This is a genomic window from Streptomyces sp. NPDC003042, assembly GCF_053591315.1.
Genome location: NZ_JBSFTP010000073.1, coordinates 1 through 26,324, shown reverse-complemented (window position 1 = coordinate 26,324; position 26,324 = coordinate 1). Strand labels below are relative to the sequence as shown.

The following is a 26,324-nucleotide window of genomic DNA, read 5'->3' as shown; positions in this document are numbered from 1 at the left end:
CTCACGCGAAGGCCTCCACCCGGACCCCGGCGCCGAGCAGCGCCTCCCGCACCCGCCGGGCCAGCTCCGCGGCTCCCGGGGTGTCCCCGTGCAGGCACAGCGAGCGGGCCGCCACCGCCACCGGGGATCCGTCGGCCGCCGTCACCGCGCCCTCGGCGGCCATCCTGACGGCCCGCGCGACCACGGCGTCGGGATCGTGCAGCACCGCCCCCGGCTCGCCGCGCGGGAGCAGCGTCCCGAGCGCCGTGTAGGCCCGGTCCGCGAAGGCCTCCGGTACGGCGCCCAGTCCGGCCTCCTCGGCGGCGGCGAGCAGCAGCGAGCCGGGCAGGCCCAGGACCGGCAGGCCCGCGGCTCCGGCGGCGAGCCGGACTCCGGCGACGACCGCGCCTGCCTGGTCCGCGTCGTGCACGGTGCGGTTGTACAGAGCACCGTGTGGTTTCACATATGACACCCGGGAGCCGGCCGCCCGCGCGAACACCTCCAGCGCCCCGATCTGGTAGGCCACCTCGTCCGCCAGCTCGCGGGGCGGCACGTCCATCGCCCGCCGCCCGAACCCCGCCAGATCACGGTAGGAGACCTGAGCCCCGATCCGTACGCCCCGCTCGGCGGCCAGCTCGCAGACCCGACGCATGATCGACGGATCGCCCGCGTGGAAGCCGCAGGCCACGTTCGCGCTCGTCACGACCGACAACAGGGCCTCGTCGTCGGTGAGCGTCCACCGTCCGAAGCCCTCGCCGAGGTCGGCGTTGAGGTCGATCGCGGCTGTGGCAGGTGTGATCATGGGAGCCATGCGGCGAGCGTAGAACAGCGCCCGCGTCGTCCACCACGCAGTCGGGGACGATCCGGCCGAACCATGCCGTTTGGGATGTTGTCCGTGTCACCGCCTAGTCTTTCCGTCGTGACTCTCCCTGCCCCGGCGAAGACCCTTCCGTCCCCGGCGCCGGGCCCGGCCGCCGACGAGGGCCTGGCCCGGCGGCTGCGCGCCCTCGCCTGCACCGCGCCGCTCCACGACCTCGACGTACGCAAGGCCAATCTGGCCGGCGAGTACGGGGTCTACGCGATGGCGGAGGTCGCGCTGGCCGCGATCGACCTGGTCACGCTCAACATGGACTTCGACACCGGCGCCGACCACGAGCAGATAGTGGCCCGACTGCTGCCGCGCGTCGCCGCCCAGGCCCCGGCCCGCCCGGCCGCCGAGCACGAGCGGGTCGCCCGCTGGGTGCTGGAGAACCTGATCAACGTCGGCAGCGTGGACCGCGGCTTCCGCGCGATCTACGGCACCTTCGGCCCGGACGGCGTGTACGTCCGCCGGGACTACGACTTCAAGCTGATCGAAGAGGTCCCGGGTCACGGCGGCGCCGTGTACCTCCGGACGACCGACGAAGCGGTCAACGTCCTGGTCGGCGCCCTCGACACGGACGTCACCAGCGCGCAGATCGCCGCCGAGGTGAAGCTGGAGGTGCTGATCAGCCGCGGACGGCTGGCCGACGCCCAGCTCGCCGCCGAGCAGGCCCGCTACCGGACCGTCCAGTACGCGGAGACCCTGCGCCGGACGCTGGACGCGACGCGGCGCAACGTCCGCGCCGTGGACTGGCTCGAGGCGGTGCCCGACATGATCGCCGAGGCCCTCGACCACGTGGCCGACCGCTACCGCCACGAGAACGCGATCCTGACGAACATCCGCAAGGCGCGCGACGAGGCGGAGGAGCCGGACAACAAGCGGCGCGCCGCCGAACTCGTCGACATCGTCAAGGACTGCATCCGCCGCCACACCCAGCTCCAGTCGCGCCTGCTGGACGCAGGCCCGCTGTTCCGCGCCGAGCAGGACCGCCAGGCCTTCGCGGCGCCCGCACCGCGCTCCGGGATCGACCTGTACGGCCAGCTCGTCGCGCCCCTCCTGCCCCTGCCGCTCGAACAGGCCGGCCGGGTCACCGACGCCTTCTTCGCGGCGGGCGCCGGACTGCGCACCCCCGTGTCGGTGCGCGTGGGGGACCTGGTGGAGATCCTGCTGACCCCGCCGCTGGAGCGGGAGCACCTCGGCGTGGAGATGCCGGAGCCGGACCTGATCGCCACCCCCGACGACAGCCGCTTCAGCGAGGAACAGCTCGCGGTGGCGAAGCGGCTCCTGGACCTCCCGTACGACGCCCCGCGCCGACTGTCAGGCCTCCTGGCCGAGGCCCGCCGCAGTGACCCCGAGCTGCCGTACCTGGTGGCGCTGCTGGCCGTCCACGCGGCGAGCCCGGCGGTCGGTACGGCGTACCGCCAGGGCGAGGAGCGGCTGCTGTTCGCGGTGGACGACGGCACCGAGCTCGACGACCCGGAGTTCGGCGGCGCCGACCTGATCGTCGGCACCGCCCTCCTGGACGCCGCCGGCATGGCGGCAGCCCGCTCGGAGGCGGCATGACCCCCGCCACTGCCGTTGCCCTGGCCGGGCGGTGTGGGGGACCGGCTGCGCTGACGCCCCGGTCGGCCGCTGCGCACCCCGCTGCGCCGCTGACGCCCCGGTCGGCCGCTGCGCACCCCGCCGCGCCGGACGAGGGCGCGCGTCCGGTTCCGGCCGGTGCCCTGGTCCTGGCGGGGCGTTGCGGGGAAGCGGCTCTGCCGGTCGCCGGCGTTGCCCATGCCCTGGAGGGGCGGTGCGGTGGATCTGCCGCACGGCCCCGGTCGGCCGCTGCGCCGGGCGAGGGCGCGCGTCTGGCTCCGGCCGGTGCCCGGGCCCTGGCGGGGCGGTGTGGGCGAACGGCGCTGCCGGTGACCGGCGTTGCCTTGGCCGGGTCCTGTGGGCGACGGGCTGGGTTGGCCCTAGGCCCGATGGTCGTGCCGCAGGCCGCTGTCCTGTGTGCACCGGCGCGCTCGGCTCCGGCTGCTGTGCTTGCCCTGAAGGGGCGGTTCGGTGGACCTGTTGCACGGCCCCGGTCGGCCGCTGCACACCCCGCCGTGCCGAGGGAGGGCGCGCGCTCCGTTACGGCCGGTGCCCGGGCCCCGGCCGGGCTGGGTGGGCTGGTGCCCGGGTCGCAGGGCGCCGGACGGGGTGAGCCCGTGGGCTCGGCTTCGGCCACTGTCCTGGCCGGGCCTCATGGGCTGGTGCCCGGCCCGAAGGGCGCCGGGCATGGTGCGAGCTGCCGTGCATCCGCGCCTTCGGCTCCGGCCGGAGCCGCCACGTGTGCTCTCGGCAGCCGTCCGCGTCGGGCCGTACCCGCCGTCGTGCGAGGCGGGCCGGCGGGGCCTGGCACCGCCTCCGGGGCGGCGCGGTGCGGGCAACCGGCCGCGCGTGCCGCCGACCCGCGCGCGTACGCACGGCCTGCCCCTCCTGGGCGGTGCCCGGAAGCAGCGCCCCCCGCCGACCCGGGCGAGGCCGCGGGCGGCTTCGGCAGGGGTCGGCTCAGGCGGCCGCCGGCCGGACCCGCTTACCACCGCCCGGACAGGGCACCGCACACCACCATCCGTACCGCCGAGGAGATCCACCCGTGAGCAGCGACCACCACGCCGAGCATCCCGCGTGGAGCGAGCCCGACGCGCCGTCGGCTCCCGTCGCGCCCGTCCCCGCCGGGTCGGCGGTGACTCCCGCCGACGCGGCCGACGCGGCCCGGCTCGTCGCGTTCGGGCTGCAGCCCAAGCTGCTGCCCGCCCGCGACGCCGAGTACGCCGAGCTGCTGCGCCGCTACCGTGAGGACCCGGCCTTCGGCCGCCTCGCCGACGCCGTCGCCACCGGCCTGGGCCTCGTCGTGCTGGAGGTGTCCACCCGCGCCGGAATGGCCGTCGCCGCCGGTGAGGACTCCGTCTTCGCCGTCCGCATGGGCGACTACGCCCGCCGTACCACCGCCGACGGCGGCGACCGGTTCCTGCACGGCCTGGCCCACCTCGCCGTCGCCGCCCTCGCGTTCCCCCGCCCCGAGGACCTCGCCGACGACGGTTACATCGGCCGGATCACCGTCAACGGCGTCGACGCCTTCGTCCGGCAGACCTGCCGCCGCCTGGAGGAGCGCGCCGAGGAGCTCGGTGAGAACACCGACCCCGCCTCCGACGCCCCCGGCCTGGAGGCCGCCTGGCGCGTCTACGCCCGCCGCAGCGCGACCGGCGCCACCAAGGACGCCCGCCGCCTCGCCGGTTCCACCACCGGCATCGTCGGCAAGGCCGCCGCCTTCCTCACCGAATCCGGTTTCCTCCAGCGCACCGGCGACGACTCCGGCGGCACCTACCGCACCACCCCCCGCTACCAGCTCCAGGTCCGCGACATGGCGGGCAGCGCGGCCATGGCCGAACTCCTCGAACAGGGCGTGGTCCCCGTCAGCGACGGCTCCGCCACCCTCCTGCCGCCGCCCGAGGGCGACGATCTGGATCTCGCCGCCGACGCCGGGCTGCCCTTCCACGCCTGAGCCCCGCGCCGCCCGCCCCCCGTACAACCCCACACGCCACACGCCACACGCCACACGCACACGCCACACACGACAGATCACGAGAGTCCGCCGCCATGTACGAGCTGTCCCGGATCCGCCTCTACTCCATCGGGCCCGCCGGCGCGCGCTACGCCGACACCGTGCTCGACCTGCGCGGAGTCGGTGAACCGGTACCTCACCCGGCGCCCGCCCAGGCGGAGTTCTTCGAGGACGAGCCCACCGGCCCGCCGCGCCGCCCGGCGCCCGCCGGTGTGCTCTTCCTGGAGAACGGCGGCGGCAAGTCCGTCCTCCTCAAGTTGATCTTCTCGGTGATGCTCCCCGGCCACCGCAACACCCTCGGCGGCGCCAGCTCCGGCGTCCTGCGCAAGTTCCTGCTCGCCGACGACTGCGGCCACGTCGCCCTGGAGTGGCAGCACACCCAGACCGGCGAGTGCGTCGTCGTCGGCAAGGTCAGCGAGTGGCGCGGCCGTCAGGTCTCCAACGACCCGCGCAAGTTCGCCGAGGCCTGGTACTCCTTCCGCCCCGGGCCCGGCCTGAGCCTGGACAACCTCCCGGTCGCCGAGGCCACCTCCGTACGCCCGCCCGTCGAAGGCGCCTCCGGCGCCCAGGGCCGCCGCCGCACCATGAAGGGCTTCCGCGACGCCCTCACCGAGGCCGGCAAGGCGTACCCGCACCTGGAGGTGTACTGGGAGGAGATCCACGACCGCTGGAACGAGCACCTCACCGAGGTCGGCCTCGACCCCGAACTCTTCCGCTACCAGCGCGAGATGAACGCCGACGAGGGCGAGGCCGCCGGCCTCTTCGCGGTCAAGAAGGACTCCGACTTCACCGACCTCCTGCTGCGCGCCGTCACCGACACCCGCGACACCGACGGCCTCGCCGACCTGGTCCACGGCTTCGGCAACAAACTCGGCCGCCGCTCCGAGCTGATGGCCGAACGGGAGTTCACCGCCGGCTCGGTCGACCTCCTCACCCGCATCGTCGAGGCCGCGCAGACCCGCTCCCGGTTGCGCGACGTCCACGCCGGCGCGGAACGCCGTACGCGCACCCTCGCGCGGCGGCTCTCCGCCCGGGCCGACGAGGAGCGCGGCCGCGCCGCCGACCTCGCCCAGCAGGTCACCGGCGCCGCCCACGAGGTCACCGCCGCCGAATCCGCCCGCGCCCGCAGCGCCGCCGTCTCGGCCGAACTCGCCTACCGCCACGCCTCGCTGGCACTGACCGTCGCCGACAAGGCCGCCGCGGCCCAGCGCCGCGAACTCCTCGAAGCCCGCACGCTGCACGCCGCCTGGCAGGCCGCCGAGAACGTACTGCGCCACCGCACCGCCGCCGACCGCTCCACCCGGGTCGCCGCCGCCATCCGTGAGGCCGAGCGGGACGCCGCCCCGGCGCTCGCCGCCCGCGCCACGGCCGCCGCCGACCTCGTACGCGCCCTGCACACCGCCGCCGAGCACGGCGAGCGGGTCGCCAACGAGGAGGAGGAGCGTTCCGCCGGGCTCCAGGCCATCGGCGAGAGCGCCCACCGCGACGCCACCTCCGCCGCCACCGCGGCCCAGCGCGCCCGCAGCGAGGCCGAACACCTCCGCGCCCGCCTCGGCGAGGTCCAGCAGGAGACCGCCGAGGCCGTCCGGGCCGGCTGGCTCGACGACTCCGCGCCCGACGCCGACCCGGCCCGCGCCGCCCTGGCCGCCAGTGACGCCGAGAAGACCGCGGTGGCGGCCTGGGACGAAGCCCGGGAAGCCGCCCGCAGCGCCGCCGAAGCCGCCCGCGAAGCCGCCGCCACGGAATCCCGCGCCGAACTCACCGCCGCCCGCGCCGCGGACGCCGCCGACGCGGCCGAAGCCGCCCACGCCGCGGAATCCCGCGCCGCCGCCTCCCTCGCCGCCGCCCCGCGCCTGGCGGCCCTCCTGGGCCTGCCGTCGGCCGCCCCTGACGCCTCCGTCCCTTCCCCGCGCGCCGGCGAAGGCGCGGGCGGCGCGCCCGAAGGCGCCGCCTCGGCCCCCGACCGTGCGCCACGGGCCACCGCCGGGCCCGGTTCTGCCGGGGCAGCGCACGGACGCCCGCAGGCCACCGCCACCAGCTCGGGCACCCGACCGGGGGCAGCGCAGGACGCCACTGCCACGGCGGAGCGGCTCACCGCCGAGGACGTCGACCGGAACGCCGAGGACCTCCACCACCTGCTGACCGAAGGCGTCGCAGCGGCCGAACGCCAGCTCTTCGACCTGCGCACCGCCGCCGCCGACGACGCCCGCATCCTCGGCGCGCTCGGTGACGGCGGCCTGCTCCCGCCCGGCCCGGATGTCCTCGCCACCGTCGAATACCTCGGCGAACACGGCATCCCCGCCCTCCCCGGCTGGCGCTACCTCGCCCAGTCCGTGGACCCCGCCGACCACGCGGCCGTCCTCGCGGCCCGCCCCGAACTCGTCGACGGCGTCGTCATCACCGACCCCGACACCCATGCCCGAGCCCGCGAGGTCCTCACCGGCGCCGCCCTGCTGCCCCGCTCCACCGTGGCCGTCGGCACCGCCGCCGCCCTCCTGGCTCCCGTACCCGCGGTCGCCGGCGACGGCGACAGCGGCGTCTTTCTCGTACCGCCGAACCCGGCCATGCACGACGAGCACGCCGCCGACGAGGAACGCCGGGCGCTGCGCACCCGCGCCACCGCCCGCGACACCGAGATCCGCGACCTCGCCGCCCGTCTCTCCGGCGACCGCGAACTCGCGGCCCGCCTCACCTCCTGGCGCACCGGCTGCCCGCCCGGCCGCCTCGCCGAACTCGCGGAACACGCCGCCGCCGCCCGTACCTTCGCCGAGGAGGCCGACGCCGAACTCGCGGAGGCCCGTACCCTGCGCGCCGAGGCCGACGAAGCCGCCGCCGACGCCGCCCGCGTGCGCGACGAGCGCCAGGAGACCGCCCAGCGCGCCCGCCGGGCCGCCGACGCCCTCGCCGGCCTCGCCCACCGCCTGCGCGAACGCGCCGGCTGGCAGACCCGGCTGCGCGAACTCGCCGACGAGGCCGCCGAGTCCGAAGCCCGCGCCGAGGTCTGCCTGGACCGGGCGCGCGCCGCCGACGAGGACCGCCGCGCCGCCCAGCGCGCCGCCGACGACGCCCGCCGCACCGCCCGCGCCCTGCGGGCCGAGCGCGCCGAGATCGCCGGTGCCCCCGAGCCCCTCCCCGAGGACGACGGCACCCCGAAAGCCCCGCTCCCCGACCTCCGCGAGGCCTACCGCGCCGCCTCCCAGCTCTACGAGAAGGTCGGCGTCGGCGCCGACCTGCGCGCCGAACAGGCCCGCGCCGAGAGCGACGAGAGCGCCGCCCTCGCCGAACTCGACCGGCTCACCAACAAGGTCCGCACCCGCGCCGCCCAGCTCCTCGAAGGCACCGACGGCGCCGACGGCCCCTCCCGGCAGGCCGCCGCCGCCCGCGCCGAGGCCCTCGTACAGATGCTGGAGACCCGGGCCTCCACCGCGAGCGAGCAGCTCGGCCGGCTGCGCGGCGAAGCCGAACGGCACGCGCCCGCCGACGGCGACGCGCACACCGAACTGCCCGAGGAACTGATCCCGGCCGACGTCGAACAGGCCCAGGTGCTGCTGCGCACGGCCACCGCTCAGCTCGCCGCCCACAGCGCCGCCGTGGAGAGCGCCCGCGCCGCCCACGCCGACCTGCTGCGCGCCCACCGCACCGCCGAGGACGGCGCCGGCGGCTTCGAGGAGACCGCCGCCATGCTGCGGGACCTGCTGCGGGACCACACCCACCCGCAGGACGAGCAGGAGCCGGCGGCGCACCAGGGCAGCCTGGAGGAGGCCCGGCAGTCCGCCACCGAGGCCCGCCGCTCCCTGCGGGGCTGCGCGGCCGACCTCTCGGCCGCCGAGTCCGCGGTCCGCGAGGCGAGCGACATCCTCGTCCGGCACGCCAACGCCAACCGTTACGAGCAGGTACGCACCCCCGCGCGCCAGCAGATCCGCGAACTGCCCGCCTCCGCCCTGCCCGAGCACGCGGCGGCCTGGGCCACGGCCTTCGCCCCCCGGCTGCGCGTCCTCACCGACGAACTGGAACAGCTCGAACGCAACCGCGACAGCATCGTCGACCGCCTGCGCGGCCTCGTCGAATCCGCTCTGGCCACCCTGCGCTCCGCCCAGCGCCTCTCCCAGCTCCCCGAGGGGCTGGGGGAGTGGTCGGGACAGGAGTTCCTGCGGATCCGCTTCGAGGAGCCCGACCAGGCCACGCTCACCGAACGCCTCGGCGAGGTCATCGACGAGGCCACGCGCGCGGCCGTCAAGAAGAACAGCACCGCCTCCTTCGGCGAAGGCCGCCGCGACGGCATGTCCCTGCTGCTGCGGGGCGTCCAGGCGGCGCTGGAGCCGAAGGGCATCTCCGTGGAGATCCTGAAGCCGGACGCGGTCCTGCGCGCCGAGCGGGTGCCGGTCGGGCAGATGGGCGACGTGTTCTCCGGCGGGCAGCTGCTGACCGCCGCGATCGCGCTGTACTGCACGATGGCAGCCCTGCGCAGCAACGACCGGGGCCGTGACAAGCACCGCCACGCGGGCACGCTCTTCCTCGACAACCCCATCGGGCGCGCCAACGCCACCTACCTGCTGGAACTCCAGCGGGCCGTCTCCGACGCGCTCGGCGTCCAGCTGCTCTACACGACGGGCCTCTTCGACACCACGGCCCTCGCCGAGTTCCCACTCGTCATCCGGCTGCGCAACGACGCCGACCTGCGGGCGGGCCTGAAGTACATCAGCGTCGAGGAACACCTGCGCCCGGGCCTGCCGCGGCAGTCGTCGGCCGAGGAAACGATCCACGGCGAAATCACGGCGACCCGCATGTTCCGCCGCGATTGATCTTCGACGCGTGCCTCGCACCGCTCGGCGCCGGGGCGCCTCACGGGCTTCGGCCCGCTGCGCCGAACTCCGTCCGGCGTAGGCCGGGCGGGGTCACGGCGCCGGTCCGCCCGGCCTACGCTGCATCGGAGCCGGGCCTTCCGTGCGGGCACGCCGGAGGGCCTGCGCCCAGGCCGCCCAGCGTGGCCGCACTGCCCGACCAGGCAGCCCGACCAGGCAGCCCGACCAGGCAGCGCGGCCGAGGAGCGCGGCCGAGGAGCGCGGCCGAGGAGCGCGGCCGAGGGGCCCGGCCGGGCCAGCTCCGGACAACTCCTGTCGGGTGGCAGGCGAGTCGGCGGCACGGGCGGCGCGCACCGTCCACCGGCTCCACCGGCTCACTGCGTCCAACCCGGCCAGGACCCTGCTGGGCCACCGGGAGCCGCCGACACCGGCGGTGCGGGTCCTCGTACGCCCCAGCGGGGCCGGGCCACCGCCAGGGGAACGCTCACCGCCCCCGGCCAGGGCCGGCCAGGGACCCGTCGGGCCCCGGTATACGACCCGGCCAGGGCTCCCGCGCGGTGCTGCTCGGCTCCGACAGGACCCCGTACCGCTGGTTCCACATCTGCCGGGTGATCCACACGTCCAGCACGCCCCACGTGGCCACCACGGTCCCGGCGACGCCTCCGATCACCATCGGGAACGCCAGCCACGACCCGGTCAGCGCCAGGAAGAAGGTGATCGTGGCCTCGGTCAGCGTCACCGCCACGATCAGCACCGCCCGCACCGCCGACGCCCGCACCGGGTCCGGCATCCGGCGACGCCTCGCCGGCTCCTCCACCCACAGCCCCCGCCCCGGGGCCTCGCTCGCCGCGCCGTCCTCTTCGTACATCCTCATGGTCCGCTCACTCCCCACCCCGGGGTCCGCCACGCCGTCCCCACCTGAAAGACGTACGGGACCGCCCGGAGATTCCCGTATCCCGGACAAGACCGCCGCGCCCCGACTGTCACGGAACGAAGAATTCCAGCCATCCATCCGAGGATGGGAACCGAGGCCTCACCAAGGGTCATGTGCCACATATCGGGCCGGACTTGACCGGATGTATCGGACAACTGGTGATCTTCGTCCAGAGGTCAGGCCGAAAACGTCCGGACACCCCTTCGAAGGCGCTCCGTGGCAGTAGTAGGCTCACGCCGTTTAAATGACGGAACACCAACCCCTGACCACGGGGTTGAGCTGGGGGAGGCTGGGGAGGCCATGCGCTTTCGCGGGAAGTCCATCCGCCGGAAGATCGTGGCGTTGCTCCTGGTGCCGCTCATCTCCCTGACCGCCCTCTGGGGCTTCTCGACTGTGATCACCGGCCGGCAAGCGGTCCAACTCCTCGATGTCGCCTACGTCATCGAGAAGGTCGGCTACCCCATCGAGGACGTCGTCCGGGTCATCCAGAAGGAACGCCGGCAGACCCTCGTCGTCCTCGGGGACCCCCGCGCCTCGGCCGCGATCAGCGAACTCGCCAAGAGCCGTACCGCCACCGACGCGATGGTCGGCGACCTCACCGGGAACGCGATGGACCCCGAGGTCGTCGAAGAGCTCGACCCCCGGACGGCGGAGCGCCTGCGCTCGATCATCGACGCCTTCCGCGGCATCTCGGCGCTGCGCCGCTCGGTCGACCAGAACGCCATCGACCCCAGCCAGGCCCTCGAGCTCTACAGCCGGCTCGTCGACCCCTGCTACGAGTTCCTCATGAATCTCCACGCGCTGGAGGACGTGGAGATGGACAAGCAGGGCCGCGCCCTCGTCGGCATCACCCGGGCCCGCGAGACCCTCTCCCGCGCGGACGCGGTCATCGCCTCCACCCTCGCCGCCCGCAACGTGAGCGCCGCCGACGTCCGGCACGTCTCCGACCTCGCCGCCAACCGCACCCTGCTCTACGAGTTCAACCTCGCGATCCTCCCCGCCGACGACCGCGACCTCTTCCAGCAGTACTGGAGGGGCCACGAGACGAAGGCGCTGCGCGACGCGGAGGAACGGTTCATCGGCGCCGGCGCGGTCAGGAACCCGCGCTCCGTCACCGCCGCCCAGTGGGACGAGGCCTCCGCCAAGGTCCTCGACGACCTCGCCCGCATGGGCACCGCGGCCGGCGACCGCTACCAGGAGCGCGTCGAGCCCGTCGCGATGGGCGTGCTGGTCCAGGCCGCCGTCGCCGGCATCCTCGGCTTCATCGCCCTGGCCGTCTCCCTCGTCATGTCCGTCCGCATCGGCCGCGACCTGGTCCGCGACCTGTCCCAGCTCCGCAAGGACGCCCACGAGGCCTCCGGCGTCCGGCTGCCCGGGGTGATGCGCCGCCTCGCCGCCGGTGAGATCGTGGACGTGGAGACCGAGGTTCCCCGGCTGGAGTTCGAGAAGGACGAGGTCGGTCAGGTCGGCCAGGCGCTCAACAGCCTGCATCGCGCCGCCGTCGAGGCGGCCGTCAAGCAGGCGCAGCTCCGGCGGGGCGTCTCCGAGGTGTTCGTCAACCTGGCCCGTCGCAACCAGGTCCTGCTGCACCGCCAGTTGACCCTCCTCGACACCATGGAACGGCGTACCGAGGACACCGAGGAACTCGCCGACCTGTTCCGCCTCGACCACATGACCACCCGCATGCGACGCCACGCCGAGGGCCTGGTGATCCTCTCCGGCGCCGCGCCCTCCCGCCAGTGGCGCAAGCCCGTCCAGCTGATGGACGTCGTACGGGCGGCCGTGGCCGAGGTCGAGGACTACGAGCGCATCGAGGTACGCCGCCTGCCGCGCCTGGGCATCGAGGGCCCGGCCGTCGCCGACATCACCCACCTCGTCGCCGAACTCCTGGAGAACGCCACCGTCTTCTCGCCCCCGCACACCGCCGTCCAGGTGCACGGCGAGCGGGTGTCCAACGGATTCACCCTGGAGATCCACGACCGCGGCCTCGGCATGAACCCGGAGGCGCTGCTCGACGCGAACCTCCGGCTCGCCGAGACTCCGGAGTTCGAGCTCTCCGACACCGACCGCCTCGGCCTGTTCGTGGTCAGCCGCCTCGCCCGCCGTCACCACGTCAAGGTCGTCCTCCAGCGCAGCCCCTACGGAGGCACCACCGCGGTGCTCTTCCTCCCCGCGGAACTCCTCACCGAGGCCCCCGACACCAACGGCACCGGCATCCGCCTCGACGCCAACCGGGTCGGCAAGGGCGTCCAGGGCCGCCAGGGCGCCCTGAGCGCCAAGGACGCCCCCGGCAGGAAGAGCTCGGTGCGGCCGGTGTCCGCCGCTGTCGGCGGCGACCGGGCGTCGTCCGCCCGCCCGCTGCCCGCCGGTGTGCTGAACGGCCCCATCGAGCTGGAGGGCCCCGTCGGGGTCCTCGGCCTGGACGGTCCCGACGACCCCGTCACCGGAGGAAGCGCCGCCGGCCTCACCGGCGTCGGGGGCCGCCCGCCGATGGCCACCCTCGACGACGAGACCCCGCCCGGCGGCACCCCGCGCAGCGCCCTGCTGGGGCTGTGTCCGGCGGACCGGCCGCACGGCGAGCGGCACCCCGAGCGCGGCGGCACCTGGAAGGGCGACCGGATCGGCGACCGCAGCGCGGACCGCCACCGGGAGTGGGACCGGGGCCGCGACGCCGACCGGGAGGCCGACGGCGTCCGTGCCCGCACCCGTCGCCCCGACCGTGAGCGGGACCGGGACCGGGAGCCGTTGACCCCCACCGGACCCGTCCGCCTGGAGCGCCCCCGCCTGGACGCCGTACGCCCCGAAGCGCCCCGCGCCGCCGGGACCGTCCCGCTGCCCCGGCGCCGCCCCACCCCGACCCTGGTCGCCGAGCACGGCCGCCGCGTGGAACCGCGGCCGGCTCCCGCGCAGCCCGCCGCGGACCCCGCGCCGGGCACCGCGGCCACCGGTGCGCGGCCCGCCGCCGCCCCCGGCCCGGGCGGTCTTCCCCGCCGGGTGCGCCAGGCCAACCTCGCGCCCCAGCTGATGAACGCCCCGGCCCCGGCCGCCGCGCCCGGAGCCACCGCCGATGCGGCGACCGACCGCGACGCGGAGGACGTACGTACGCGCATGTCCGCCCTCCAACGCGGCTGGACGGCGGGCCGCAACCTGCACGCACAGCAGCAGTCCGAGGCCGGGGACGGCACCTCCGCCGCCACCGGTCCCGCGCACGAGAACGAAGGGGACGGTCGATGACCGCACCGCAGACCGGCAACGACAGCAGGAGCCGCGGCTCCGGCCCGCTCAACTGGCTCCTCGATGAGCTCGTCGACAAGGTCGGCAGCATCCGCAAGGCGGTCGTCCTGTCCGGCGACGGCCTGCCGACGGGCCGTTCGAAGGACCTGACCCGGGAGGACAGCGAGCACCTGGCCGCCGTGGCCTCCGGATTCCACAGCCTGGCCAAGGGCGTCGGCCGGCACTTCGACTCCGGCGGGGTCCGCCAGACGGTGGTCGAGCTGGACGAGGCGTTCCTCTTCGTGATGGCCGCCGGTGACGGCAGCTGCCTGGCCGTGCTGACCGACGCCGAGTCCGACGTCGGCCAGGTCGCGTACGAGATGACGCTGATGGTCAAGCGCGTCGGCGACCACCTGGCGACCGCCCCGCGCACCGGACAGCCAGCGGGAGGGTGAGACGGACGGCATGAGCGACCCAGGCCAGGACCACCCCGCCGAGACCTCCGAGGCCGCTGCCGGCCACGCGCACTGGTTCGACGACGACGCCGGTCCCGTCGTACGCCCCTACGCCATGACCCGCGGCCGGACCAGCCACGCGGGCCAGCACCGCCTGGACCTGATCGCCCTCGTCGTCGCGGAAGCGGCGGCCGACGATCCGGTCTGGGACCTGACCCTGTCCCCGGAGCACGCCCACATCCTCGGGCTGTGCCGGGAACGCCCCCAGTCGGTCGCGGAACTCGCGGCGGACCTCGACCTCGCCGTCGGCGTCGTCCGGGTCCTGATCGGCGACCTCGCCGACGACGAACTCGTCCATGTGACCCGGCCGGTACCGCCGGCCGAACTGCCTGATGAATCCATACTGCGTGAGGTGATCGATGGCCTTCGGGCGCTCTAGCCGCACCGGCGCGATGCATGCCGTGTCGCCGGTCGAGCCGCTGACCCTGAAGATCCTGGTCGCGGGCGGTTTCGGGGTGGGCAAGACCACCCTGGTCAGTGCGGTGAGCGAGATACGGCCGCTGCGGACGGAGGAACAGCTCTCCGAGCCGGGCATCGGCATCGACGACACGGGGGGAGTGGAGGGCAAGAGCACCACGACCGTGGCCATGGACTTCGGCCGCATCACCCTGCGCGAGGACCTGGTGCTGTACCTCTTCGGCACGCCCGGACAGGACCGCTTCTGGTTCCTGTGGGACGAGCTGGCGCAGGGCTCCCTCGGCGCGGTGGTCCTGGCCGACACCCGCCGCCTCGCCGACTGCTTCGCGGCGATCGACTACTTCGAGCGGCGCGGCATCCCCTTCGTCGTCGCGGTCAACTGCTTCGACGGCGCCGACCGCCATCCGGTGGTGACCCTGCGCGAGGCGCTCGACCTCGACCCGGGCGTACCGGTGCTGCTCTGCGACGCCCGGGACCGGGAGTCGGTCAAGGACGTGCTGGTCGGGGTCGTGGAACACGCCATGTCGCTGGCGCGTGCGCGCCGCCGCGGCCTGCCGACGGGAACCTGAGGAACCCTCCGCGCAGGGAGGCGGCCCGTACCCCCGCCGACTGGGGTACGGGCCGCGGCTCTCATGGGGGGATTCGGTGTCCCGGTCGGGGCGCGGGACTGTGCAGAGAGTGTGAACCCGCCATCCAGGGTCGTCAAGCGTTCGGACAACACCCCCTGCTCACGGCCCGCGCCACCCCCTCAGCGCACGGCGACGACGGCCGACCCGTGGCCGAAGAGCCCCTGGTTGGCGGTGATCCCGGCCCGTGCCCCCGGCACCTGCCGGGCCCCCGCCGTACCCCGCAGCTGCCACGTCAGCTCGCACACCTGGGCGATGGCCTGCGCCGGAACCGCCTCCCCGAAGGAGGCCAGACCGCCGCTCGTGTTGACCGGTACGCGCCCGCCGAGCGCGGTCACCCCGTCCCGTACCAGCTTGGCCCCCTCGCCCGGCCCGCAGAGGCCGATGTCCTCGTACCACTCCAGCTCCAGCGCGGTGGACAGGTCGTACACCTCGGCCAGCGAGAGGTCCTCCGGTCCCATCCCCGCCTCCTCGTACGCGGCGCGGGCGATGGACGCCCGGAAGGACCCGGCGCAGGCCGAGGCGGAGCCGGCGGGCCGCGCGGCCACCGTCGAATCGGTCGCGATGTCCGGCAGGTCCAGCACCGTACGCGGATACGTGGGCGTCACCGTGGACACCGCGCGGATCCGCACCGGGTCGGCCACCCCGCGCGCCCGCGCGAACTCCATGCTGCTCAGCACCAGCGCCGCGCCCCCGTCCGAGGTCGCGCAGATGTCGAGCAGCCGCAGCGGATCGGCGACCACCGCCGAGGCCGCCACCTCCCCCGCCGTCACCGCCTTGCGGTAGCGGGCGTTCGGGTTGAGCAGCCCGGCCGCCGCGTTCTTCACCTTGACCTGCGCGAAGTCCTCCAGCGTGTCCCCGTGCAGCGCCATCCGGCGCCGCGCGTACAGCGCGAAGTACGCCGGGTTGGTGGCCCCCAGTACGCGGAACCGCAGCCAGTCCGGATCGTCCGGCCGGTCGCCCCCGGCCGGCGCGAAGAACCCCTTGGGCGCGGCATCGGCGCCCACCACGAGCACCACGTCCGCCAGTCCGGCCAGGATCTGGGCGCGCGCCGCCCCGATCGCCTGGGCCCCGGACGCGCAGGCCGCGTACACGCTGGTCACCCGGGCGCCCTGCCAGCCGAGCGCCCGCGCGAAGGTGGCCCCGGCGACGTAGCCGGGGTAGCCGCCGCGCACGGTGTCGGCGCCGACCACTGACCCCACGTCCGTCCACTCCAGGCCGGCGTCGGCGAGCGCGGCCCGGGCGGCGGCCCGCCCGTACTCGACGAAGCCGCGCCCCCACTTGCCCCACGGGTGCATGCCGGCTCCCAGCACGGCGACGTCGGCGCTCACGCGGCTCCTCCCACCGGCTTGAACTGCCAGGTCAGCCAGGTGGTCTCGGCGTCCTCGTGCAGTACGCCGCCGACCACCTCGGCCTCCGCCCCGACCGCCAGATCGGCCACCGTCACCCCGGGCGCCGCCTGCCCCAGCACCACCATCCCCTCGGCCTCCAGCTCCACCGCGACCAGGGTGTACGGCTCCCAGGGCGCGGCCGGATCGGACACGTACGGCGCGGGCGGCCGGTAGCGCCCGTCGGTGTACGACCAGACGCGCCCGCGCGGGGACAGGGGGACCTCGGCGAGTTCGCCGTCGCCGGCGCAGTGCGGATTGCGGCAGTACGCGTCCTCGCGCGGGAAGAACACGGCGGCGCAGGCGGAACACCGGGTGCCGAGCAGGCGGAAGCCGCCTGCCGCGTCCGCGTCGGTGAACCATCCGCTCACGACGGGTGTGCGTGTGCGTTCCAAGATCCCTCCCGGGCAAGTTATCTGACGGTACGTCAGAAGTGTGCCACGGGAGGCTCGACGGGTCACCGGTCACCGTTATCTGTTATCGGCGAAACGTGAAATGCCACCACTCCTCCGGCAGGTTCACGAACCCCTGCCCGCCCAGGACGCGCCTCAGCAGTCGCCGGTTCTCCCGCGCGACCCCCACCACCCGCGGATCGTCCGTGTTCGACAGCGGGTCGAAGAAGTCGAACGGCGTCCCCATGTCGGCCTCCCCGCCCCCCGGCAGACCGACCAGCGTCACATCCACCGTCCTCCCGCGCGTGTGCGAGGACTTCGCGGCGATGTACCCCTCCGGGATCAGCCGCGACTTGTCCAGGGCCGGGTAGAACTCCGCCTTCGTCGCCCGGTCGCCGCCGTCCCCGGCCCACCGGACGAACCGGTCCACCGCCCGCTGCGGCCGGTAGCAGTCGAACACCTTCAACGCGTACCCGCCCCGCCGCAACTCCCGCTGCGCCCGCCGCAACGCGTCGGCCGCCGGCCGGGTCAGCAGACAGACGGGCTCCTCGTACCCCTCCACCACCGCGCCGGTGAAGTTCCGCGGGCCCGCGTACCGCATGTCCTCCACGATGGTGGGATCCACCTCGCGCAACGCCACGAAGCCCGGCGCCGCAGACCCGCCGGGAAGCACCACCAGCCCGGCCAGCACCGCCACAACCATCCATGTCGTCATGCCCCTTGACATACCATCGCCGCATGCAGGCACAGCTGAGGGACTCGCACTGCTCCACCTGCGGAGCCCTGTTCGACACGGTCGACTGGCCCCGTACGTGCGCCACGTGCGGCGCCAGGACCTACCGCAACCCCCTCCCGGTCGCCGTCGCCCTGCTCCCGGTCGAGGACGAGTCCGGCACCGGCCTCGTGGTCATCACCCGCACCATCGAACCCGCCCTGGGCGGCGTCGCCCTGCCCGGCGGATTCATGGACTTCGGCGAGGACTGGCGCGAGGCGGTCGTACGCGAACTCCGCGAGGAGACCGGCATCGAGGCCCCGGCCTCGGAAGTCACCCTCGCCGACGCCCTCAGCTCACCCGCGGGCCACCTGCTGCTCTTCGGCCTCCTCCCGAAGCGCCCGGCGGACGCCCTCCCGCCCTCCGCGGCGACCGACGAGACGACGGGCTGGCACATCCTGCGCGCCCCGGCCGAACTCGCCTTTCCCCTGCACACCCGGGCGGCGGCCGCCTGGTTCGCGGGCTGGTACGGGTAGCGCGGACGTCGGCGGCCGCGGCAGGGTCACGTCACAGCCCCCGCACCACGACCCCGCTCACTGCCCGCCCCGCCTCGTCCTCCACCACCACCGCCTCCCCGTCCCACCGCACGGTGTACCGCTCCACCTCGCCCGCCCCGAACCCCGCCCCCGGATCCCGGATCACCACCCCGCCGCCGGTCCGCCCCCGCGCCGGAGCCCACGCCTCCAGGACCACCGACCCGTCGTCGCCCCGTACCGGCAGCACCGCCCCCGCCCGCGCCAGCACCGGCATCCGCCCCAGCGGCGCGTCCAGCAACACCTGCCCCGGCCCCTCGTACGCCGCCCCCGTAGCCGTGTCGTACCAGCGCCCCCGCGGCAGCCGCACCGCCCGCCGGTCCGCCCCGCACTCCATGACCGGCGCCACCAGCAGGGCGTCCCCCAGCAAGAACGCGTCCTCGCAGTCTCTCAGGACCCGGTCCTCCGGCGTCCCCCACCACAGCGGCCGCACGTACGGCGCCCCCGTCCGCCGCGCGAGACGGGCCAGCGTCACGAAGTACGGCCGCAGCCGCTCCCGCTCCGCCAGCACATCCCGGGCCCGCTCCTCCACCTCCGGACCGAACTCCCACGGCTCCCGCCGCCCCGCCCAGATCGCCGAGTGCGTCCGGAAGAGCGGCAGGTACGCCCCCAGTTGCAGCCACCGCAGGTACAGCTCCGGCGACGGCGAGCCCCCGAAGCCCCCCACGTCCGGGCCCGAGTACGGCACCCCGCACAGACCGAGACCCAGCACCAGCGCCAACGATGCCCGCAGCCCCTCCCAACTGCTCTGCACGTCCCCCGACCAGGAGCCCCCGTAGCGCTGCATCCCCGCCCACCCCGACCGGGAGAACAGGAACGGCCGCTCGGCGGGCCGCAGCCGCACCAGCCCCTCCCACCCGGCCCGCGCCATCGCCAGCGCGTACACGTTGTGCCCGGCCCGGTGGTCGCCGCCCGCGCCGTCCATCACATGGCGCGCCGACCGCGGCAGGCTCGGATCCCCCCACGGCGCGAACGACACGGGCTCGTTCATGTCGTGCCAGAAGCCCGCGAAACCCTGCGCGAGCCGCTCCTCGTACAGCCCGCCCCACCACTCCCGCACCGCCGGATCCGTGAAGTCCGGATAGGCGCACTCGCCCGGCCAGACCTCGCCCCGCACCTCCCTCCCCCGCGCGTCCCGTACGAACGCCCCGTGCGCCCCGACCGACAGGCCGGCGGCATGCAGCGCGTCGCCCGCCTTCACCGCCGGGTCGACGATCGAGACCAGCCGCACCCCCCGCTCGCCCAGCTCCCGCGCCAGACCCGGCAGATCGGCGTACTCCCGCCCGTCCACCGTGAACACCCGGTACGCGTCGTAGTGGTCGATGTCCAGATGTACGGCCGACAGCGCGAGCCCCCGCTCCTCGTACCCGGCCACCACCCGCCGCACCCCGGCCGCGCCCCCGAAACCCCAGCGCGCGTGCTGATACCCCAAGGCCCACTCGGGCGGCACGGCGGCCGCGCCCGTCAGCCCCGACCACCCCTGCAACACCCGCGCCGGCGTCCCCACCAGCACCCAGCACCGGGGCGGCCCGCCCTCCATCCGCAGCTCGCTCGTCCCCGGCCGGTCCGCCCCCGAACCGGCTCCCTCCTCGCCCTCGCGCAACGCCACGCGCCCGTCCCAGGAGTTGTCGTAGAACGCCAGATGCGTCCCGGCGTCCGCGACCACCACCTGGACGGGCATCGTGATGTACAGCGGATCGTCGCCCGGCCCGAACCCGCCGCTCGGGTCCGTGTTCCACAGCCGGTACACCCCGTCCCGCAGCCGCGGCCCGCGCGCCCTGCCGCCCAGCCCGAAGAACCGCGCGTCCGCAGGCACCTCCGAGCGCTGCGACCACCGCGGCCCGCCCGCCCCGCGAGCCCCGTCCTGCGCCGGGTCCACCGGATCCCACCAGCGCGGCGGCAGCTCCTTGCGCAGCACGGCCCCGCCCCGCGTCCGCACCTCCACCGCCCCGTGCCGGGACACCGCCACCGTCACCCGCTCCGACACCACACGCCAGCCACCCCCGGTGTCCGGCTCCAGCACCGCCCGCGGATCCGGCTCCGGCCCGCTGCCCACCACCGCGTACGACGGCGTCGGCTCGGCCCCCTCCCAGCCCCAGAACACCGCCCCGCCCACGCTCACCCGTACCAGCAGTTCGGATCGCGCGAACCGCAGCACACCCCCGCCCGGGCGCGGCTCCGTACCCGTCAACAGCCCCGGCACCCGCGCCCGCTCCGCGCCCCGGCGCGGCAGCCCCACCGCGTCCGCACGCCGATGGAGCCAGGCCGAGCGCCAGGCGCGCCGCCCGCGCGCCGTACCGATGTCTTTCACCGCACGCACCAGATCAGAGCCGTCCATGCCGCTCACCCTGCCACCGGCGCCCGGCCGAGCGGGCCGCGTTCAGCTGTCGTTCACCCGACAAGGAGTCCGCCCCGGCCTCCCAGGACAGCTCTGGTGCGGATCTCGATCACATGGCATGGTCCCTGTGAGCCGCTGCGCGCACCACGACGCCGCGGTGGCACCGTACGCACACGAAGCGTGAGCCACAGACTTGACCGGGAGCCCACCCATGACCTCAGCCACCTCGCCGCAGCCCCTCTGGTCCCCGGGTCCCGACCGGATCGCGGCGGCCCGCATCACCGCCTTCCAGGCCTGGGCGGCCGAGCGCTTCGACGCCCCCGCCGACGGCGGCTACCCGGCCCTGCACCGCTGGTCCGTCGACGAGCTCGACGTCTTCTGGCAGGCCGTCGCCGAATGGTTCGACGTACGCTTCACCACTCCATACGAGTCCGTCCTGGCCGACCGCTCCATGCCGGGCGCACGCTGGTTCACCGGCGCCACCCTCAACTACGCCGAGCACGCCCTGCGCGCCACCGAGGACCCGGCCCGCTCCGCGGAGCCCGCCCTGCTGTGCGTGGACGAGACCCAGGAACCCGTCCCCGTCACCTGGGCCGAACTCCGCCGCCAGGTCGGGTCGCTCGCCGCCGAACTGCGCGCCCTCGGCGTACGCCCCGGCGACCGGGTCAGCGGCTACCTGCCCAACATCCCCGAAGCGGTCGTCGCCTTCCTCGCCACCGCCAGCGTCGGCGGCGTGTGGACCTCCTGCGCCCCCGACTTCGGCGCCCGCAGCGTCCTGGACCGCTTCCAGCAGGTCGAGCCCGTCGTCCTGTTCACCATCGACGGCTACCGCTACGGCGGCAAGGAGCACGACCGCCGCGAGACCGTCGCCGAGCTGCGCGCCGAGCTGCCCTCGCTGCGCGCCGTCGTCCACATCCCGCTCCTCGGCACGCCGGCCCCCGAAGGCACCCGCGCCTGGGCGGACCTGACCTCCGCCGACGCGGAGCCCGTCTTCGAGGCGGTCCCCTTCGACCACCCGCTCTGGGTGCTCTACTCCTCCGGCACGACGGGCGCACCCAAGGCGATCGTCCAGTCCCAGGGCGGCATCCTCCTCGAACACCTCAAGCAGCTCGGCCTGCACTGCGACCTCGGCCCCGGCGACCGGTTCTTCTGGTACACCTCCACCGGCTGGATGATGTGGAACTTCCTCGTCTCCGGCCTGCTCACCGGCACGACCGTCGTCCTGTACGACGGCAGCCCCGGCTACCCCGACACCGGCGCGCAGTGGCGCATCGCCGAACGCACCCGCGCCACCCTCTACGGCACCTCCGCCGCCTACGTCATGGCCTGCCGCAAGGCCGAGGTCCACCCCTCCCGCGACTTCGACCTCTCCTCGGTCACGTGCGTGGCCACCACCGGCTCCCCGCTCCCGCCCGACGGCTTCCGCTGGCTGCACGACGAGGTGGCCGAGGACCTCTGGATCGCCTCCGTCAGCGGCGGCACCGACGTGTGCAGCTGCTTCGCGGGCGCCGTCCCCACCCTGCCCGTCCACATCGGCGAACTCCAGGCCGCCTGCCTCGGTACGGACCTCCAGGCCTGGGATCCGTCCGGCAAGCCCGTCGTCGGCGAGGTCGGCGAACTCGTCGTCGCCGCCCCCATGCCCTCCATGCCGGTCCACTTCTGGAACGACCCCGACGGCAGCCGCTACCGGGAGAGCTACTTCGAGATGTTCCCGGGCGTCTGGCGCCACGGAGACTGGATCACCGTCACCGACCACGGGTCCGTCGTCATCCACGGCCGCTCCGACTCCACCCTCAACCGCCAGGGCGTCCGCATGGGCTCCGCCGACATCTACGAGGTCGTCGAGCGCCTTCCCGAGATCAAGGAATCCCTGGTCATCGGCCTGGAGGAGCCGAACGGCGGCTACTGGATGCCGCTCTTCGTGCACCTCGCTCCCGGCGCCACCCTCGACGACGCGCTGCGCACCCGGATCAACGCCACGATCCGCGAGCAGCTCTCCCCGCGCCACGTCCCCGACGAGATCATCGAGATCCCCGCCGTCCCGCACACCCTGACGGGCAAGCGCATCGAGGTCCCCGTCAAGCGCCTCCTCCAGGGCGCCCCCCTGGCCAAGGCGGTCAACCCCGGCTCCGTCGACCGCCCGGAGCTGCTCGGCTTCTACGAGGAACTGGCCCGCACCCGAAGCTGACTGTCAGTGGTCGTGGTTACTGTGAGTGAGCAAGTCGTCGCATCACTCAGGGGGAGCCATGTCATCGAACACCTCAGCAGGCACGTCACCAGCACGTAAGAACACCACCCGGCGCCGCGGCCTGCGCCGCGAGGTCCCCAGCACCGTCGGCCTCCTGGCCGACGCCGGGGACTTCGCGGCCATGCGCGACTACCGCAGCTTCGGGTTCGACGACCACCAGGACTACCTCCGCCACGTCGACGCCCTGCTGCGCTCCCTCGCGGCGCAGGGCATCCACACCACCGTCGCCCTCTTCGACCCGCAGGAGTACGCGGACTACTGCGCGGAGAACGGCCTCGATCCCGACACCGCCCGCACCCGGACCTGCTTCACCGCCGAACTGGCCGGCAGCAGCCGCGGAGTCCTGCCGTACACGGGCCAGCCCATCGAGGAACTCGTACCGCTCCTGGTCGATGAGGCCGTCCGGCAGGCGACCTGGGAGTACGCGACCATGCTCCTCGCCGGCGTCGGCGGCTGCGCGGACTGCGGCGAGGACATCGGCCACGCCTCCTTCGACCGGGCCGCCGACATGCTCGAACGGCTCGTCGGCGGAGCCGGTCCGGGCCACCACCACCTCGTGTGCAGCGTCCCCACCGACGAGGAACAGCTCATCGCGGTGCTGCACGCGGAAGCGGCGCAGGAGCCGGAGGGCCGCCCCCGGATCGAGGGCCGCGAGGGCCTCGACTTCGTGACCGTCCTGGCGGCGGGCATCGCCCTCGGCGGCGCCGGCGGCCTCGTGCTCCGCAGCACCACGGAGGGTTTCCGCGACCGGGTCCACGGCTGGCGCCTGGACCGCGGCCGCCTCGTCGCGCTCTCCGCCGCGGCGGTGTTCGACGCCTACTGCACGGACGCCGACACCGGTGATCCCGTGGCCCCGGAACCGGGCGTCGAGTACTGCCCGGGGTACGAGGTGGACGTCCCCGGCCCCCACCGCTGAAACGACCGAGGGGCCCTCGCCACCGGCGAAGGCCCCTCGGGATCGACAGCGTCCGGCTACTCGCCCGACAGCACCGCCTGGGCGGCCACGCGGGCCTCCTCGGCGGTGTCCACCGCACGCGCCGCCGCAGCGGCGCGCTCGCACTGGGCCAGCGTGTACTTCGCGAGCGTCGCCCGCACGTACGGAATCGAAGCGGCACCCATCGACAGGGAGGTGACACCCAGACCGGTCAGCACACAGGCCAGCAGCGGATCCGATGCGGCCTCGCCACAGACACCACAGCTCTTGCCCTCCGCCTTGGCGGCCTCGGCCGACATGGCGATCAGGTCGAGCAGCGCCGGCTGCCACGGATCCTGGAGCCGCGACACCGCACCCACCTGACGGTCGGCGGCGAAGGCGTACTGCGCGAGGTCGTTCGTGCCCAGGGACAGGAATTCGACCTCCTGCAGGATCGAGCGTGCCCGCAGCGCGGCGGACGGGATCTCCACCATCGCGCCGAACTTCGCCTGCAGCCCGGCTTCGCGGCACGCGTCCGCGAAGGCCCTCGCGTCGGTCCGGTCCGCCACCATCGGGGCCATGACCTCGAGGTAGACCGGCAGACCGGTGGCGGCCTTGGCCAGCGCGGCGAGCTGCGTACGCAGCACGTCCGGGTGGTCCAGCAGCGACCGCAGACCACGGACACCGAGAGCCGGGTTCGGCTCGTCGCCCGGTGTCAGGAAGTCCAGCGGCTTGTCGGCGCCCGCGTCCAGGACACGTACGACGACACGACCCTCGGGGAAGGCTTCGAGCACCTTGCGGTACGACTCGATCTGCTTCTCCTCGGACGGCGCCTTCTTGCTGTCGTCCAGGAACAGGAACTCGGTGCGGAACAGACCCACACCCTCGGCCCCGGCCTCGACCGCGGCCGGCACGTCCCCCGGACCACCGATGTTGGCGAGCAGCGGCACCTTGTGACCGTCGGAGGTGGCACCCGGACCGGACGAGGCGGCCAGCGCCGCCTTCCGCTCGGCGGCCGCTGCCGCCAGCTCGGCCCGCTTCTGCGCGGTCGGGTCCACGAACAGGTCACCCGTGCTGCCGTCCACGGCGATCAAAGTGCCCTCGGCGATCTCACAGGCACCCGGCAGCGCCACGATGGCCGGCACGCCCAGCGCCCGTGCGAGGATCGCGCTGTGGCTGGTCGGCCCGCCCTCCTCGGTCACGAAACCGAGCACGAGCGCCGGGTCGAGCAGTGCGGTGTCGGCGGGGGCCAGGTCCCGCGCGATCAGCACGTACGGCTCGTCGCTGTCCGGTACACCCGGCATCGGCACGCCCAGCAGACGCGCCACGATCCGATTGCGTACGTCGTCCAGGTCGGCCACCCGCCCGGCCATGTACTCGCCGGCCCCCGCGAGCAGGTCGCGGTAGGAGGCGAACGCGTCGTAGATACCGCGCTCGGCGGTACTGCCGACGGCGATCCGCCGGTCCACATCCGCCATCAGCTCGGGGTCCGTGGCGATCATCGCCTGGGCCTCGAGCACGTGCTGAGCCTCGCCACCGGCCAGCTGGCCGCGTGCGATCAGGTCGGCCGACACCGCCTCCACGGCCTGACGGGCGCGCCCCTGTTCGCGCTCCGCCTCATCCGCGGTGATCTGCTTCGTCGGCGGCTCGAGAACGGCCGTCCCCATGTGCCGAACCTCGCCGATCGCCACACCGTGGCTCACGCCGACGCCTCGCAGCGTTGTCTCCATTTCACCCGTCTCCGATTGAGCGGCGGCCCCAGCCGCCGCGATGGATGTCCGACTCGCCTGTGCAGGCGGACGCGTCACTGCCAGCTGAAGAGAGCGTCGTCAGCCTTCACGTCCCCGGACTCGACGACGTCGGAGAGGGAGTCGGCAGTCGCCTCGAGCGCCACGACGGGACAGATCGCCGACTTTCCGGCCGCCTCGACCGCAGCGGGGTTCCAGCGGATGACGGCCTGGCCGCGGGTCACGGTGTCGCCCTTGTTCACGAGCAGCTCGAAGCCCTCGCCGTTGAGCTGAACGGTGTCGATCCCGAGGTGCGTGAGCACGCCGTGGCCTTCGCCGTCGACGACGACGTACGCGTGCGGGTGCAGGGAGACGACCACACCGTCTACGGGGGACACCGCCTCCGAGGGCTCGCGCACGGGATCAATAGCGGTGCCCGGTCCCACCATCGCGCCGGAGAACACCGGATCCGGCACTGCCGCGAGTCCGATGGCGCGCCCGGCAAGTGGGGACGTCACGCTGGTCATGGGGCCTCCCAGGGGTGGGGCTTCTTAGTGTCGCCGTCACTGCCTGTCGCGAACGGCATACTCTTGTAGAAGGATAAGACACGGTTTGATCGGGTTCGCCCGATCTTGCTCGTGACCCGGGCTGGCCCTCTGGCACGGAGACTAGTGGACTAGACCGGTGGACTAGACCATACGCGTGAACGATTTGCCTGTGCAGCAACGCGGATGTACTGTTGTGACTCCCGCCAGGACGTGCCTCGTGAACATCTCACGAACAGCCGATGGACGGGAACCCTCCTCTAGCAGAGCGATCTTGATCTCCATTCTTCCGTATGCCCTTGCGGCGAAACGGCGAGTGGTCAGAGAGAAGGAAAAGCGCTGATAGAGTCGGGATCGCCGGAAAGGGAAAACGCGAAAGCGAAGCACCTGGAAAGCAAGCGGGACTGACTCTGGTAGAGTCGGAAACGCAAGAACAGAACGAAAGCCCGGAGGAAAACCCGCGAGGGTGAGTACAAAGGAAGCGTCCGTTCCTTGAGAACTCAACAGCGTGCCAAAAATCAACGC

18 protein-coding genes are annotated in these 26,324 nt (G+C 74.1%); 10 read left to right on the top strand and 8 right to left on the bottom strand.

The window, feature by feature from the left end; genetic code table 11:
• Position 1 precedes the first annotated feature (1 nt).
• Positions 2–781, bottom strand: a complete 780-nt coding sequence (locus ACWDYJ_RS28395; RefSeq protein ID WP_451568453.1) for a LamB/YcsF family protein — start codon at positions 779–781, stop codon at positions 2–4.
• A 72-nt stretch (positions 782–853) separates the two neighbouring features.
• On the opposite strand from ACWDYJ_RS28395, the gene ACWDYJ_RS28390 reads away from it, so the two are divergent.
• From ACWDYJ_RS28390 to ACWDYJ_RS28380, 3 genes are all read left to right on the top strand, one after another.
• Positions 854–2,404: a hypothetical protein gene (locus ACWDYJ_RS28390; RefSeq protein WP_451568443.1), complete on the top strand. Its 1,551-nt coding sequence runs from the start codon at positions 854–856 to the stop codon at positions 2,402–2,404.
• 1,063 nt (positions 2,405–3,467) lie between these two features.
• Positions 3,468–4,376, top strand: coding sequence for a hypothetical protein (locus ACWDYJ_RS28385; protein ID WP_451568442.1), 909 nt, complete (start codon positions 3,468–3,470; stop codon positions 4,374–4,376).
• 95 nt (positions 4,377–4,471) lie between these two features.
• Positions 4,472–9,238, top strand: a complete 4,767-nt coding sequence (locus tag ACWDYJ_RS28380) for a hypothetical protein (RefSeq protein WP_451568441.1) — start codon at positions 4,472–4,474, stop codon at positions 9,236–9,238.
• A gap of 484 nt (positions 9,239–9,722) precedes the next feature.
• Here the strand turns inward: ACWDYJ_RS28380 and ACWDYJ_RS28375 are convergent, their stop codons facing one another.
• Entirely contained in the window at positions 9,723–10,112 is a 390-nt protein-coding gene (locus tag ACWDYJ_RS28375; protein WP_451568440.1) for a hypothetical protein, read from the bottom strand.
• Positions 10,113–10,472: 360 nt separating this feature from the next.
• Between ACWDYJ_RS28375 and ACWDYJ_RS28370 the strand changes: the two genes are divergently transcribed.
• Genes ACWDYJ_RS28370 through ACWDYJ_RS28355 form a run of 4 tightly spaced genes read left to right on the top strand, consistent with a single transcriptional unit; the run spans position 10,473 to position 14,886 of the window.
• On the top strand, positions 10,473–13,406 hold the full coding sequence (locus ACWDYJ_RS28370; protein WP_451568439.1) for a sensor histidine kinase: 2,934 nt from the start codon (positions 10,473–10,475) through the stop codon (positions 13,404–13,406).
• A complete protein-coding gene (locus tag ACWDYJ_RS28365; protein ID WP_451568438.1) occupies positions 13,403–13,840 on the top strand; it encodes a roadblock/LC7 domain-containing protein in 438 nt (145 codons plus the stop codon). Before ACWDYJ_RS28370 ends, ACWDYJ_RS28365 begins: the two co-directional genes overlap by 4 nt.
• Positions 13,841–13,850: 10 nt before the next feature.
• A complete protein-coding gene (locus tag ACWDYJ_RS28360) occupies positions 13,851–14,279 on the top strand; it encodes a DUF742 domain-containing protein (protein ID WP_451568437.1) in 429 nt (142 codons plus the stop codon).
• The gene (locus ACWDYJ_RS28355; RefSeq protein ID WP_451568436.1) at positions 14,260–14,886 is read left to right on the top strand and encodes a GTP-binding protein; all 627 of its coding nucleotides are present in this window, start codon (positions 14,260–14,262) and stop codon (positions 14,884–14,886) included. Before ACWDYJ_RS28360 ends, ACWDYJ_RS28355 begins: the two co-directional genes overlap by 20 nt.
• Before the next feature lie 179 nt (positions 14,887–15,065).
• On the opposite strand, the gene ACWDYJ_RS28350 is transcribed toward ACWDYJ_RS28355, so the two are convergent.
• The 3 genes from ACWDYJ_RS28350 to ACWDYJ_RS28340 form a co-directional block, all read right to left on the bottom strand.
• The gene (locus tag ACWDYJ_RS28350; RefSeq protein WP_451568435.1) at positions 15,066–16,274 is read right to left on the bottom strand and encodes a lipid-transfer protein; all 1,209 of its coding nucleotides are present in this window, start codon (positions 16,272–16,274) and stop codon (positions 15,066–15,068) included.
• A complete protein-coding gene (locus tag ACWDYJ_RS28345; protein ID WP_451568434.1) occupies positions 16,271–16,726 on the bottom strand; it encodes a Zn-ribbon domain-containing OB-fold protein in 456 nt (151 codons plus the stop codon). Before ACWDYJ_RS28345 ends, ACWDYJ_RS28350 begins: the two co-directional genes overlap by 4 nt.
• A gap of 82 nt (positions 16,727–16,808) precedes the next feature.
• Positions 16,809–17,426 carry a M15 family metallopeptidase gene (locus ACWDYJ_RS28340; protein ID WP_451568452.1) on the bottom strand — a complete coding sequence of 206 codons (618 nt, stop codon included), beginning with the start codon at positions 17,424–17,426 and terminating at the stop codon, positions 16,809–16,811.
• A gap of 2 nt (positions 17,427–17,428) precedes the next feature.
• Here ACWDYJ_RS28340 and ACWDYJ_RS28335 point away from each other — a divergent pair, with 2 nt between their 5' ends.
• Complete coding sequence (locus tag ACWDYJ_RS28335; RefSeq protein ID WP_451568433.1) at positions 17,429–17,971, top strand: NUDIX domain-containing protein; 543 nt, start codon at positions 17,429–17,431, stop codon at positions 17,969–17,971.
• Between the two features lie 31 nt (positions 17,972–18,002).
• Here the strand turns inward: ACWDYJ_RS28335 and ACWDYJ_RS28330 are convergent, their stop codons facing one another.
• Positions 18,003–20,366, bottom strand: a complete 2,364-nt coding sequence (locus tag ACWDYJ_RS28330; protein WP_451568432.1) for a glycoside hydrolase family 31 protein — start codon at positions 20,364–20,366, stop codon at positions 18,003–18,005.
• A 211-nt stretch (positions 20,367–20,577) separates the two neighbouring features.
• Between ACWDYJ_RS28330 and ACWDYJ_RS28325 the strand changes: the two genes are divergently transcribed.
• Together ACWDYJ_RS28325 and ACWDYJ_RS28320 are read left to right on the top strand one after the other, a co-directional pair.
• A complete protein-coding gene (locus tag ACWDYJ_RS28325; protein ID WP_451568431.1) occupies positions 20,578–22,554 on the top strand; it encodes an acetoacetate--CoA ligase in 1,977 nt (658 codons plus the stop codon).
• A gap of 58 nt (positions 22,555–22,612) precedes the next feature.
• Complete coding sequence (locus ACWDYJ_RS28320; RefSeq protein WP_451568430.1) at positions 22,613–23,530, top strand: hypothetical protein; 918 nt, start codon at positions 22,613–22,615, stop codon at positions 23,528–23,530.
• A gap of 56 nt (positions 23,531–23,586) precedes the next feature.
• Here ACWDYJ_RS28320 and ptsP read toward each other — a convergent pair whose 3' ends face one another.
• Together ptsP and ACWDYJ_RS28310 are read right to left on the bottom strand one after the other, a co-directional pair.
• Positions 23,587–25,257 (bottom strand): phosphoenolpyruvate--protein phosphotransferase, encoded by a 1,671-nt coding sequence (gene ptsP / locus ACWDYJ_RS28315; RefSeq protein WP_451568429.1) that lies wholly within the window; start codon positions 25,255–25,257, stop codon positions 23,587–23,589.
• Positions 25,258–25,331: 74 nt separating this feature from the next.
• Positions 25,332–25,781, bottom strand: coding sequence for a PTS sugar transporter subunit IIA (locus ACWDYJ_RS28310; protein ID WP_451568428.1), 450 nt, complete (start codon positions 25,779–25,781; stop codon positions 25,332–25,334).
• Positions 25,782–26,324: the final 543 nt, after the last annotated feature.

Bases quoted from the DNA above. Each gene is read 5' to 3' on its own strand.
- ACWDYJ_RS28380 (WP_451568441.1), top strand. From the start codon at position 4,472: ATGTACGAGCTGTCCCGGATCCGCCTCTACTCCATCGGGCCCGCCGGC.
- ACWDYJ_RS28310 (WP_451568428.1), bottom strand. From the start codon at position 25,781: ATGACCAGCGTGACGTCCCCACTTGCCGGGCGCGCCATCGGACTCGCG.
- ACWDYJ_RS28375 (WP_451568440.1), bottom strand. From the start codon at position 10,112: ATGAGGATGTACGAAGAGGACGGCGCGGCGAGCGAGGCCCCGGGGCGG.
- ACWDYJ_RS28365 (WP_451568438.1), top strand. From the start codon at position 13,403: ATGACCGCACCGCAGACCGGCAACGACAGCAGGAGCCGCGGCTCCGGC.
- ACWDYJ_RS28355 (WP_451568436.1), top strand. From the start codon at position 14,260: ATGGCCTTCGGGCGCTCTAGCCGCACCGGCGCGATGCATGCCGTGTCG.
- ACWDYJ_RS28320 (WP_451568430.1), top strand. From the start codon at position 22,613: ATGTCATCGAACACCTCAGCAGGCACGTCACCAGCACGTAAGAACACC.
- ptsP (WP_451568429.1), bottom strand. From the start codon at position 25,257: ATGGAGACAACGCTGCGAGGCGTCGGCGTGAGCCACGGTGTGGCGATC.
- ACWDYJ_RS28330 (WP_451568432.1), bottom strand. From the start codon at position 20,366: ATGGACGGCTCTGATCTGGTGCGTGCGGTGAAAGACATCGGTACGGCG.
- ACWDYJ_RS28360 (WP_451568437.1), top strand. From the start codon at position 13,851: ATGAGCGACCCAGGCCAGGACCACCCCGCCGAGACCTCCGAGGCCGCT.
- ACWDYJ_RS28390 (WP_451568443.1), top strand. From the start codon at position 854: ATGCCGTTTGGGATGTTGTCCGTGTCACCGCCTAGTCTTTCCGTCGTG.
- ACWDYJ_RS28340 (WP_451568452.1), bottom strand. From the start codon at position 17,426: ATGGTTGTGGCGGTGCTGGCCGGGCTGGTGGTGCTTCCCGGCGGGTCT.
- ACWDYJ_RS28335 (WP_451568433.1), top strand. From the start codon at position 17,429: ATGTCGTCATGCCCCTTGACATACCATCGCCGCATGCAGGCACAGCTG.
- ACWDYJ_RS28395 (WP_451568453.1), bottom strand. From the start codon at position 781: ATGATCACACCTGCCACAGCCGCGATCGACCTCAACGCCGACCTCGGC.
- ACWDYJ_RS28325 (WP_451568431.1), top strand. From the start codon at position 20,578: ATGACCTCAGCCACCTCGCCGCAGCCCCTCTGGTCCCCGGGTCCCGAC.
- ACWDYJ_RS28370 (WP_451568439.1), top strand. From the start codon at position 10,473: ATGCGCTTTCGCGGGAAGTCCATCCGCCGGAAGATCGTGGCGTTGCTC.